9 protein-coding genes are annotated in these 11687 nt (G+C 43.0%); 2 read left to right on the top strand and 7 right to left on the bottom strand.

What is annotated here, in order from left to right; all coding sequences use genetic code 11:
- Window positions 1–200: 200 nt before the first annotated feature.
- The 7 genes from ftsH to spoIIE form a co-directional block, all read right to left on the bottom strand.
- Entirely contained in the window at window positions 201–2219 is a 2019-nt protein-coding gene (ftsH, locus tag OMHG_RS05600) for an ATP-dependent zinc metalloprotease FtsH (protein WP_010649033.1), read from the bottom strand.
- A 172-nt stretch (window positions 2220–2391) separates the two neighbouring features.
- Window positions 2392–2949 (bottom strand): hypoxanthine phosphoribosyltransferase, encoded by a 558-nt coding sequence (gene hpt / locus OMHG_RS05595; RefSeq protein WP_147629005.1) that lies wholly within the window; start codon window positions 2947–2949, stop codon window positions 2392–2394.
- A gap of 11 nt (window positions 2950–2960) precedes the next feature.
- Window positions 2961–3326, bottom strand: a complete 366-nt coding sequence (gene tilS / locus OMHG_RS18980) for a tRNA lysidine(34) synthetase TilS (RefSeq protein ID WP_237566138.1) — start codon at window positions 3324–3326, stop codon at window positions 2961–2963.
- Window positions 3323–4351, bottom strand: coding sequence for a tRNA lysidine(34) synthetase TilS (gene tilS / locus OMHG_RS05590; protein ID WP_237566137.1), 1029 nt, complete (start codon window positions 4349–4351; stop codon window positions 3323–3325). Before tilS (OMHG_RS05590) ends, tilS (OMHG_RS18980) begins: the two co-directional genes overlap by 4 nt.
- A 57-nt stretch (window positions 4352–4408) precedes the next feature.
- Window positions 4409–5344: a protein kinase domain-containing protein gene (locus tag OMHG_RS05585; RefSeq protein WP_010649027.1), complete on the bottom strand. Its 936-nt coding sequence runs from the start codon at window positions 5342–5344 to the stop codon at window positions 4409–4411.
- Window positions 5307–6047: a VWA domain-containing protein gene (locus tag OMHG_RS05580; RefSeq protein WP_010649024.1), complete on the bottom strand. Its 741-nt coding sequence runs from the start codon at window positions 6045–6047 to the stop codon at window positions 5307–5309. The genes OMHG_RS05585 and OMHG_RS05580 overlap by 38 nt, the downstream gene beginning before the upstream one ends.
- 257 nt (window positions 6048–6304) lie before the next feature.
- The gene (gene spoIIE / locus OMHG_RS05575) at window positions 6305–8758 is read right to left on the bottom strand and encodes a stage II sporulation protein E (RefSeq protein ID WP_010649023.1); all 2454 of its coding nucleotides are present in this window, start codon (window positions 8756–8758) and stop codon (window positions 6305–6307) included.
- Between the two features lie 329 nt (window positions 8759–9087).
- Between spoIIE and OMHG_RS05570 the strand changes: the two genes are divergently transcribed.
- Window positions 9088–9540 (top strand): MarR family winged helix-turn-helix transcriptional regulator, encoded by a 453-nt coding sequence (locus OMHG_RS05570; RefSeq protein ID WP_010649021.1) that lies wholly within the window; start codon window positions 9088–9090, stop codon window positions 9538–9540.
- Window positions 9521–11071 carry a DHA2 family efflux MFS transporter permease subunit gene (locus OMHG_RS05565; protein ID WP_044476802.1) on the top strand — a complete coding sequence of 517 codons (1551 nt, stop codon included), beginning with the start codon at window positions 9521–9523 and terminating at the stop codon, window positions 11069–11071. The genes OMHG_RS05570 and OMHG_RS05565 overlap by 20 nt, the downstream gene beginning before the upstream one ends.
- The last annotated feature ends 616 nt before the right edge of the window (window positions 11072–11687 follow it).

The raw sequence follows: 11687 nt of genomic DNA, 5'->3' as shown, positions 1-11687 counted from the left end.
AAAGCGAAGACGATAAGACCCCACAGAGAGCGAACTTTGCGAGCGAGGAGGCTTAGCGCGAGCCCGCGGAAAGCGTAGTGTATTTCCGGAGTGGAGATTACCACATCATAATTTCTAATTACAATACTTACGAAAGAGCCTTTACAGAAAAAGGGCAAAATAAAAGCAGCCTTAACTTAAGGCTGCTTTTATATGATAAATTATTTTTTATCCTCTGAATCGGAATCCGAATCTTTATCACCCATGATTGGGTCGTTGATATAGCTCTTTTCTTCTGAATCCGCCTTTTCTTTCGCTTCTTCATAGGAAAGAGATTCTACTTCCTCATCATCTTTAGAATGGATATTTACCTTCACATCATCTGAATTAGTAGTCGTCACTACAACCGGATCAGGCAACTTGCCTTCATCAAATAGAGATTTGATCTGTTTCGCATCAAGTGTCTCTACTTCAAGCAATGTCTGTGCGACAAGCTCCAGCTTATCTTTGTTCTCAGTAAGTATCTTCTTGGCTCTATCATAACAATAATTGATGAAGTTCTGCATTTCTTTATCGATTTCATGCGCAATTGCATCACTATATGTTTGATCGTTCTGAATATCGCGGCCAAGGAAGACATTGCCGCCTCCGCCACTGCTGAATTGTAGTGGTCCGATTTTATCACTCATACCATATTCAGTAATCATCTTATGGGCAATGCTAGTGGCGCGCTGGAAGTCATTGGATGCACCGGTGCTTACCTCGCCGAAGATAATCTCTTCAGCAACGCGGCCACCCAATAATCCGGTGATTTTATCAAAGAGTTCCGGCTTGGTCATAAAGTAACGATCCTCTTTCGGAAGCATTACTGCATATCCGCCAGCTTGACCACGCGGTACGATTGTCACCTTATGCACTACATCCGCATCATCGAGCACCATGCCGATAATGGTGTGTCCACTTTCATGATAAGCAACAATGTTTCTTTCTTTCTTCGATATTACCCTGCTTTTCTTGGCAGGTCCTGCAATTACACGGTCAATCGCTTCATCAATATCCAATTGATTCACTGCCTTGCGGTCGTCCCTTGCAGCAATCAATGCTGCCTCGTTCAGCAGGTTCTCAAGATCTGCACCTGAAAATCCTGGTGTACGCATAGCGATTACTTTAAGATCGACAGTATCGTCCAAAGGCTTATTCTTGGAATGAACCTGTAATACTGCTTCACGTCCCTTGACATCCGGACGGTCAACCATAATCTGTCTATCAAAGCGGCCCGGGCGCAATAACGCAGGATCAAGAATATCTGCACGGTTTGTCGCTGCAATTATAATGATGCCTTCGTTAGCACCGAAACCATCCATCTCAACAAGCAACTGGTTAAGTGTTTGTTCACGCTCATCGTGTCCACCGCCAAGTCCTGCTCCACGCTGACGTCCGACAGCGTCTATTTCATCAATGAAAATGATGCATGGTGCGTTTTTCTTCGCGTTTTCAAATAAATCACGAACACGGGAGGCACCTACACCAACAAACATCTCAACAAAATCCGATCCACTGATGGAGAAGAACGGAGTACCGGCTTCGCCTGCAACAGCACGCGCAAGCAATGTCTTACCAGTACCAGGAGGTCCTACGAGCAGCACCCCTTTAGGGATACGTGCACCGACCGCAGCGAATTTGCGAGGATCTTTGAGGAATTCAACAACTTCAACCAATTCCTGCTTCTCTTCATCTGCTCCTGCTACATCTTTAAAACGGACTTTTTTCTTATCTTCAGTGTACATTTTTGCCTTGCTTTTACCGAAGTTCATGACACGGCCGCCACCGCCGCCACCTTGTGCCTGACTTAGAATAAACAGGAAGAAAAGACCAATCAATAAGAACGGAACGATTCCTGTCAAGAAGGTAAGCCATGGACTCGGCTGCTCCTCTTCAGCAACGTTAAGCACACTTTGCTCTGTTGCTGTATCTGTAATTTCAGCAATAATTTCTGTATTATCAGGAACCTGTGCAACGAAGGTAGTTTCGCCATCTGCCAATGTACCATTAAAACGGACAATTCCATTCGCAGGCTGGTATGTCAACTCTTCAATCTCACCATTATTTAAGGCTTCCATAAATTTCTGTACATTATATTGTTCTGCTTCTTCACCTTGCCCGTTGAATACTCCTATTACACCAATGATGACAAAGAAAATGAGTATCCAAAACAGGACATTACGAAATATCTGACTCATTGCCAACCTCCTCCCAAGCGGGGAAAAACTATAGTACATCGTATCACACGAAAAAGTTGAAATACAACTGATATAACTTAAATTCAGGATTTATTTCACCCTTGGTACAAATATTCCTTCGAAAGAGGAATTTTCATCATTCTGCTTTGTTTTCCATGCTGTTTAAAGCAAATTATTCGCCGCCATAGACTTCCGGTTTCAAGACACCGATATAAGGAAGATTACGGTATCTTTCCGCATAATCCAATCCGTATCCGACAACGAATTCGTCCGGTACTTCAAAGCCAATCAGATCTGCCTTGATGGATGCTGTTCTGCCTGATGGCTTATCGAGTAATGTGACAATCTTGATGGATCTTGCTTTGCGGTATTTAAACAGATCAACCAGATAACTTAGTGTAAGGCCGCTGTCTATAATATCCTCAACAATGATCAGGTCTCTGCCTTCTACCTTTGTGTTCAGGTCTTTTACAATTTTCACTTCACCTGAAGACGTTGTTCCTCCGTCATAGCTGGATACATCCATAAAGTCCATTTCGAGATGGATTTCCGTATAGCGCAGCACATCGGACATAAACGGCATTGCGCCCTTTAATACACCAATCGCAAGCGGGAATTTACCATCGTATTCCTCAGAAAGCTGCTTGCCGATCTCCTGGCATTTTGCTTTTATTTCTTCTTCTGTCACTAATATATGGTCGATTTGACCATGCATGTTGTCCTGATGCATTGTATGTCCTCCTAAATGTTCCCTTTTTCAAAATATAGCCGGATGGCTGGTCCTTGTTTCTGTTGTGTGTTTGCCTGGCCCTTTTTCAGGCCGACAAGCCAGAGAATCTCTTCCTGAGCGTCTGTTACCAGCGGCCAGGTTTCCCTTTCACTTAAAGGTATTTTTGCATCTATAAAAATATCTTTCAGTTTTTTGCTTCCATTTAATCCCTTCCAGCTCATTCTATCGCCTGGTCTTCTTGTTCTGATATGTAATGGCAGCGTAACTTGCTCTGCTGGGATGGAATGGGAAAAGTCATCTGCTTCTGTATTGTGTTCTGCGAAGTTTGCTGTAATTGTAGATCCGTCTGGCAAAGCGACTTTGCCTGGAATAGTCAACGTGTAGTGATAGGAAAGGTTAGGTTTATTATCCGTGAAATAAAAATCATTTTTCCATAATTATTTTCCAATATTAATGAAGATGGAAAATCAATCCGGGTATTTCCTTCTTCACGCTGCAATAAGGCAAAAAACTGTTGTTCATGCGCATAGGATAAGTCCTTTGGCAAGACCTCGTATAGATAGTTTAATATTAGATGATAGGCACGTCTTTGTAAAGCGCGTGCGCGGTTTTTGAATAAATTCGTCTCAAATGCCGCCATACTGTTTCCAGCTTGGAAATCAACAACCTCATTTACCATCTTTTCTGCCTCATTTCTGAGGAAGGATTCATCCTCAGAAAGTGTTTCGCTTAAATGCTGAACGGTAATATGTATATTGTTATTTTTCTCCTTTATTAATGGAATAATTCGATTGCGGAAAAAATTACGTGTGTAGTCATTATCTTGATTAGTCGGATCCACCCTGGCAGCTATCTGATGTGTCCGGCAGTATGCTTCGAGTTCCCGCTTGTTTATACAAAGAAATGGCCGAATAATGCAGCCTGCAGAAAATTTTCGATATACGGGGATTCCGGTAAAAGCGCTTGAGGATGCAGCACGTGAAAGTTTCATCAGCATCGTCTCCACCTGATCATCTCCATGATGCCCTAGCGCCAGAAAATCTGCATCGAATTTCTCCATCTGTTCTTCAAAAAAGCTGTATCGGACCTCGCGGGCAGCAAGCTCTGTACCAATACCATGCTTTTCCTTATAGGCCGGGACATCCAGTGAAGCACCCGCAAACCTAACACCCCATTCCTTGCAAATGTTTTTGACATATTGCAGGTCCTCATAGGATTCATTTCCTCTCAGCTGATGGTCGACAGATACAGCTATCAGCTTTAAGTTCCATTCGGTTTTTATACCGCATAGAAAATGCAGCAGTGCCATCGAATCCGGACCGCCCGATACGGCTACCAATACCGTGGCATCTCTTTTGAGCAATTGATGCTTTTTTATAAATGCAAGGACTTTCTGTTCCATCCGCTTCCAACTCTTTCCAGAGATTTTTATATCTATACCCTATCATACAAGCAACAGCTAAAAAAGTAGAGAAAAAAGGTAGAAAATCAGAGCAAGTATCCCAATCCCGCCCGATTCCACCAAAAATAATCTTGATGATGCTCTCTGTTTCGTCCGATGATAGGATTGCCGTTTATTGACATCATTAAGGACTGCTACAAGATCCCTTTTCATTTCGGCACTGGATTGGTAGCTTCCTTTGATTGCCTTTTTCAATATATTTCGGTAGGAATACAGGTCCTTCACATTATCAATTTTCTTAGCTAATAGCTTCTCTGGCTGGTCGCCATTCTTAACAAAACGGTTCGGATAATAGATATTTAAAAATACCATTACAAATGCAAAGAGATCATAGCTTGGTTCAGCACGTCTTGTACCAATTCCCCAATATCCGCGGTCATAAAACTCCGTGTATTCCTTAATTGCCCTGCCCGTCCGGGTTGTCCCCCCAACGTCAACCCAACGTATTTTTGGAGGGGAGGATACCACTATCAGATTCTCTGTTTTCAGGTCCCCAAAGACCCAGCCGGCTTGATGCAGGCTCTCCAAATCCTCCAGCAATTGGAGCATAAAAACACCGATCCAGGCTTTGCCGTTTGTTCGAATAAATGTGGTCAGCGACTGTCCCTGAAGATACTCCATCACATAAAAGGAAAATATGTTGCCAGTTTGCGAGGTCCAGTCATCAACATCAAGCAAAGAAGGTCCAAGACGTTTTCCTTGGACCTTTTCCAATGACTTCAGCACATTAACTTCTACGGTCATCGATGAACCCTTTTCACTGATCTTCAGCGCAGCAGGTCTTCCTTCATATTCACATAAATAAACATCCCCGATTGCCCCCGCACCAAGTTTTCTCTGAATGGTATAGCTTTTATGATGCCATTTCCCATGTATGCGGGTTCCCGGTCTAAGTTCAATAGCCTGCTTCTTCCATACCGGATTCATCTTCATGCCTGAAGCTCCTTAGTAAGCTTTTTTTGCCGAACTGGTACATTGCTTCCCTGATTGCTGGTCCTGTAGGCGTAATTCCCCCACTCGTCAATTTCGGGAAAACGGTAGAGATGGAATCCAGTTTTGGTGACCAATCAAACACCTTTTCGATATCTTTGCGTTTTCCAGGAAAACTGTAAATGCTAAAACGATTTCGTCCAATTCGTGAATTCAAACTAATGGAAAGGTCAATCAGCGCCTCTTTCACTGTTGGCAGATTACTGTGCATACTCGCACTTGTATCAACAAGGACAAGCACTTCCAGATCACTCGTCTCGCCCATATCCTCAACCACTTCCATAATCTCACCGCGTTTTTCCGGATCGAGGTCTTCGAGACTTTTGTCCGATCCAAGTATCTGTCTCAACTCCTTATTGACAAATCCCTGCAAGGTCTGTGTCATTGCCTGCCTCGTTACCATCTGCACAGTTTGAGATAAGGAAGAACTATAAACGATCTGACTGACACCTCCACCAGACAACGCAATGTCTTCCACTTCCTGTAATCCATCCGGACTCTCCGTCTGGTCATCCTCGAGGATCCCGATGACATTCACCGTAATTCCCTGCTGATAGGCAAGGGCTGCCGTGGCAGAAGGATCTTCCCCTTTATTTGAACAACCATCCGTAAGTAATAATATTTGCTTCAACGTCCCATTTTTCAATGCCCAAACCTCCCTGTTTATTCCACTACCATCATCGCCAAAACAAAAAAAGAATATACATATTAAAAGTGGAGGCGACCGGTCTGAAACGCAGGCATAAGCAAAGGCACCAAAAGCGCATGCCTTTCCGCGCTTGAAGCGTGAATTGCTTATGTCCGGAGTTTCTGGGAGCCGAAACTAGACAAGAAAAGTGGAGGCGACTGGTCTGAAACGCAGGCATAAGCAAAGGCACCAAAAGTGGAGGCAGGGCGTTCCTTCTATAGAGCTTTATTCCCGTATACCGGTACTGCCGCCCATTCCGGACTGGTCTTGGCGATCTTGGCAACAAGGACGGTCATATCATCTTTTATTTCCCCGGACCTTGTCCGAATCACTTCTTCAAGCAACAAGTCTGCTACTTCCTGTGGGTCATCAGTATCCATTTCCCGTATTTTCCGTTTTAGCCATAGGTCTATGTTTTCAACGTGTTTCGGACCTTCAAAGATTCCATCGCTCATCATGATGAGCAAATCATCCGAGCTTAGCTGTTCACTTACAATCTCGACATCAAACTCCTGAATAATCCCCATTGGAAGATTGCTTGCTTCAATTTTTATCATCTTGTATCCCCGTTTAATGAAGCTCGGTGTAGATCCGATTTTAAGAAATCGGACAGAGGCATCATGCAAGTCCATCACCGCTAAATCAAGTGTTGCAAACATCTCTTCGGTCGTTCGCAATGACAGAATGGAGTTAATGCTCTTTATTGCCACCTTTTCCGGGATTCCCGTTTGAAGTATCTGCTGCAATAATCGGAGCGTTTCCATGCTCTCTTCCCTTGCCCGCTTTCCATTGCCCATTCCATCACTGATTGCCATGGCAAACTTACCTGCCCCAAGCTCAATCGTCGTGAAGCTGTCTCCAGAAACCAGGCCACCTCCTTTTGCAGCACTTGCTGCTCCCGTCTGTACCGTGAATTCTTTTGCAGAACCGAATGCCAAATAGCTATATCCATTAGGAAACGGTGATATCTCCTCATCTTTCACAATAACCATCTCATTTAAAATATCCGATAATACTGGGGCAATCAGTTTTGCTCCTTCCCCGCGGTATTCATAAAATGTTGCCGTCATTTCTATATCCACATTCCCCTTTTCCAATTGATAAATATCCAGTTTTTCCAAGTCAATTCCCATATGCTTCAATGCATTAATGATTTGGCTTTCCTGCAGTTCGTGATGCTGACGTTCTTTTAAAATTTCCTTTGCAAAGTCTTCCATCACCTCGGAAACTCCCTGCAATTGGTCAGCAACCAGGCGCTTGCTCTCCATTACCTGCTGCCTTAATTTTCGGTTTGCTTCAAAATACGTCATTTCCTCCTTCATTGCTTCCACTACTTTTCTCGATTTTACACAATGATTCTCAAACTCCCGCATCACCTTCCTATTTGGCTCTTCCCCTTCTGTAATGTCATCTTTCATCTCCTCCATAAGGGAATAGGTCTGCTGAAACTCTTTTTGCCAGCAGCGGTCCTTCATAAAGCAATTTTGACATGTTTTTTCTGTAACCTGGCTTAGGAAATAATCTGTCTCACGTCTTGTCTCTTGCTCATCTGCCGGGGATGTTTCAGATACTGAAAAGCTCTTTGATAGTGCCTGGAATACCCCGGAAAACTGTTCAACCCTCCTGGCCGTGACATTTCTAACCTTTTGCAGGTATTGCTCTTGTTCATGGGTGTATTCTTCTGTGCCTGGTATATAGCGCGAGATCCTGCTGAACCAGGAAGCAGGTGTTAATAAAAATAATAGAATTGCAATCGATGACTCTATAAGAGAAGGAACCAATGAAACAGCATCTCCGTATATACTAATCAAAAATGTACCGACAAGCAGACCTATGGCAGTTCCGGGCTTCTTTCCCTCTTTAAGAAGCCCTCCAAGCAAACCAGAAAATGCAAGCAGACTCATTTGATAGAGATTTGCAACACTTGCAAGGGACAATATCAAGCCAGCAACGACTCCAACCGTGGATCCGATGGCAGCGCCTCCAATATAAGCGAACAACAATACAAAATAACGGGAAAAGACTTGCTCAGCTGAGGCACCATAAAACTGCCAGCCAATCATACCGGTCAGAACGGAGGCAATGAGAATAATCATACAAACGATTTCTTCATTCTTTAATGCAGGTTTATATCTTTTAGGTGATAAGAGAGGAATACTTTGCATAAATATCAATACTAGAACTGTTCCCAGTACTCCTTCAACAATTAGCAAAAGCCATTCATACGGTGTAATGGTATCCCGTACCGAATAGAGAAACATTCTTGGAAGTGCAGTCGAGACAAATACAGCAAGTGGCAGAACGATTTGCTGATGCTTCCATTTCTTGCCAAGTGCTGCAAGCAGGAGAAAAACAGCCATTGCCAGTCCTATAAAAATAGAATGTGTCATCGAGTAGCTCAACGCCCCCGCCAGGACAGCAAGCATGGATTTGAAACTCTTCTCCCGATGAATGAACCACATGGAAGCAATGAATGCCACGGCAAATGGAGAAACAGCCGATAGAATGACAGCCCGTCCGAGTAAAAAGGCTGCGATATAATAAAGCCATCCGTACTCAAGTAGAATTAACTTCATTTTCATATAGATTCCTGTTCGTATCGTCCCCTTCTTTTCTGCTTTATTTCCTATGAAGTCTCCCGATCCCACCCTTGGAATTGATCCTATCATTTTTATCCACCCCTATCTTTCAATCTAGTAAACCATATTATTCCTTCTTTTTTTGTCAAAATAGCAGAGTGAAACCCATAAATCGTTCGACGCCATTCTAGATAAGAAGCAGATTTCAACAAGAACAAGCGTTGCTTTTTCTGCTGGACAGCCTTATGCAGATGACATCGGATGATATATACAATCGGAAAGACGCTGCCAATGTTTGCCGAATTCCAAAATGTTCTGACGAAAAAATAATACTTGCATATTATGCATCGCTTATTTATACTAGCTTTTAGGTTAAATTGTTCACACGTGAACTTTTCTTATAACGAAGGAGTTTCGAAATGGATAAAGGTGAAAAAGTCGATAAAATTATTTCCTCTTTTCATGAGGTAAACAAATTTTTCTATAAGCAGATGTGGCATCTGGCAAACGAACTTGGGGTTACAGTTTCGCAGCTGCAAATACTCAAACTTATTTCTCAGGAGCCTAATTTGGGGTTGCATGAGCTTACCAAGAAAATGAAGATTAATAAAAGTGCGGTCAGCAGCACGGTGGATCGTTTGGTAAAAGCTTCCTACCTGAAGAGAGAACAGTCCCAAACTGACCGGAGGGCCATCATTCTTAATCTTACCGAGCTGGGAGAAGAGAAGGAAAGAGAAGGTCAAAAATTATTTCGCGAACGTTTGCGACATTTAAATACGATTCGTGATGAAGATATCGAGATATTATTGGAGCTTCATCAATTGGTAAAAGAAAAGATCAAAGAAAATGGAGATGAACGAATTGAAAGATAGATCAGTTTTTGTTGAAGCGTCCGAAGTGCCAAAAGGTCCGATTATCTTTGTCATGGTGCTTGGTGCGTTTGTTGCGATATTAAATCAAACACTTTTAAATGTGGCACTTCCAGTTATGATTGTTGATATGGAGATGTCAGCGAATGCTGCCCAGTCCTTAACGACCATTTTTATGCTGGTAAATGGGATATTGATACCTATTACCGCTTTTTTAATGGAGAAATTTACAACAAGGCACTTATTCCTCACAGCAATGTCACTCTTTGCACTGGGGACCTTGATTTGCGGAATATCCTTTTCATTCCCAACACTTCTTATGGGAAGGGTAGTGCAAGCGGCAGGTGCTGGAATTATGATGCCTCTATTGATGAACGTTATTCTAAGTCTGTTCCCAATTGAAAAACGCGGATCAGCGATGGGTTATATCGGACTGGCAATGATGTTTGCTCCAGCGATTGGACCTACTCTGTCTGGGTTTATTGTCCAATCCTATTCATGGAGAGTATTATTTTTTATCGTCTTGCCCATTACAGTAATTGATATTATCCTTGCTTATTTCCTTCTGAGAAATGTAACCAAAGTATCGAAACCAAAAGTAGATTATAAATCCATCGTCTTATCTACCTTCGCTTTCGGAGGACTGCTGTATGGATTCAGCAGCGCCGGTGAAAAGGGATGGACAAGTATAGAAGTTCTTCTACCTCTAATTGCAGGGGCAGGAATCATGTTCTTCTTTGTAAGCCGCCAGCTCCGATTGAAGACACCGATGCTTGAGTTCAGAGTGTTCAAATACAATATGTTTACACTAACGACGATTATAAATGTTGTAGTTACCATGTCCATGTTCGCTGCCATGATCCTGATACCAATCTATTTACAGAATATCCGTGGGTTCTCCCCACTGGAATCAGGTCTGCTCTTATTGCCAGGTGCGATCATATCGGCCTTTATGTCTCCTATAACCGGTAAACTATTTGACCGGATCGGTGCACGCCCACTAGCATTGATAGGGCTTGGCATAACAGCACTAACAACCTTTTTATTTGCTAATCTCACCGATGAAACCGGCTATTATTTCATGATGTTTGGCTATAGCTTGCGTATGGTCGGCATATCGATGATTATGATGCCGATTATGACAGCCGGTTTAAATCAGCTTCCGAGGCGTCTATATGCTCACGGAACCGCAATGGCCAACACATTACGCCAGATGTCCGGTTCAATCGGGACTGCCTTTTTGGTAACTGTGATGAGCAGCCAGACAGCAAAGCACGTAGCTGATTTTATGCCAGCTTCAGGAACGCCTTCCGAGCTGCAGCTTATTTCAATCGAAAATCTTGCCTCGATACAAGGGATAAACGATTCCTTTATGGTTGCAACAGTATTTGCTGTTTTAGGGTTTATCTTATCTTTCTTCATCAAGCGAACCGCTCCTGTAGAAGAGGATCAGGAATATAATCAACAAATGGCCACTAAATCCAGCTCGAAAAGACAGGTAAACCAAAATGTTAACCCATCACATTCGAAATAGATAAATGATTTAGGTTGTGACCTGACCGGCCGATGCGTTTGGTACTTCCCATATGGGGACAGGTTGCATCATTTTTCCCTTATCAGTAAAAGTTAACTAGCAATTAAACCTACAATAAGAACCATAGGAAAAAGACCCAAAAGGATCGCCCCCTCGTTACTTGCAGTATATTTTCCTGCAGCTAACGAAAGGGCGATCTTTTAATTTTCATGACAGACAATACAAACAGCTGCCGTTTATTAATTACCAACAACTTCTAATACATACGAATATAAAAAACACTATGTTGTCATTGTGCTTTCCGGTTATTATTATTTTTTAACTTGGAATAGGCATTTTAACAGCAACTGCCGATTTCCGCTCCGGGCAGTCGCTTTCCGCGGGCAACGCTTCAGCTTCCTCGGAAGAAACCCACTTCCTGCGGGATCTTCAGCTGTTGCTATTCCCGCTGGAGTCGACTGCCCTATGCTCCAATCCATCAGCTTAGTAATTATCAGTAATTTAATTCTGAAAGCCAAATCATAACGGAGGAAATACACGGAGACTCCTGCGGGAAAAGCGAAGACGCTAAGACCCCACAGAGAGCGAACTTTGCGAGCGAGGAGGCTTAGCGCGA

This window comes from Oceanobacillus massiliensis str. N'diop (genome assembly GCF_000285495.1).
In the GTDB taxonomy this organism is placed as follows: Bacteria; Bacillota; Bacilli; order Bacillales; family Amphibacillaceae; genus Oceanobacillus; species Oceanobacillus massiliensis.
The sequence above is the reverse complement of the archived record's forward strand: the minus strand, read 5'-3'. Positions and strand labels throughout refer to the sequence as shown.

What these genes read in the sequence shown, in the direction of transcription:
- ftsH (WP_010649033.1), bottom strand. Translation starts at nt 2,219, where the DNA reads ATGAGTCAGATATTTCGTAATGTCCTGTTTTGGATACTCATTTTCTTT.
- hpt (WP_147629005.1), bottom strand. Translation starts at nt 2,949, where the DNA reads ATGCATCAGGACAACATGCATGGTCAAATCGACCATATATTAGTGACA.
- tilS (WP_237566137.1), bottom strand. Translation starts at nt 4,351, where the DNA reads ATGGAACAGAAAGTCCTTGCATTTATAAAAAAGCATCAATTGCTCAAA.
- OMHG_RS05585 (WP_010649027.1), bottom strand. Translation starts at nt 5,344, where the DNA reads ATGAAGATGAATCCGGTATGGAAGAAGCAGGCTATTGAACTTAGACCG.
- spoIIE (WP_010649023.1), bottom strand. Translation starts at nt 8,758, where the DNA reads ATGATAGGATCAATTCCAAGGGTGGGATCGGGAGACTTCATAGGAAAT.
- OMHG_RS05570 (WP_010649021.1), top strand. Translation starts at nt 9,088, where the DNA reads ATGGATAAAGGTGAAAAAGTCGATAAAATTATTTCCTCTTTTCATGAG.
- OMHG_RS05565 (WP_044476802.1), top strand. Translation starts at nt 9,521, where the DNA reads ATGAACGAATTGAAAGATAGATCAGTTTTTGTTGAAGCGTCCGAAGTG.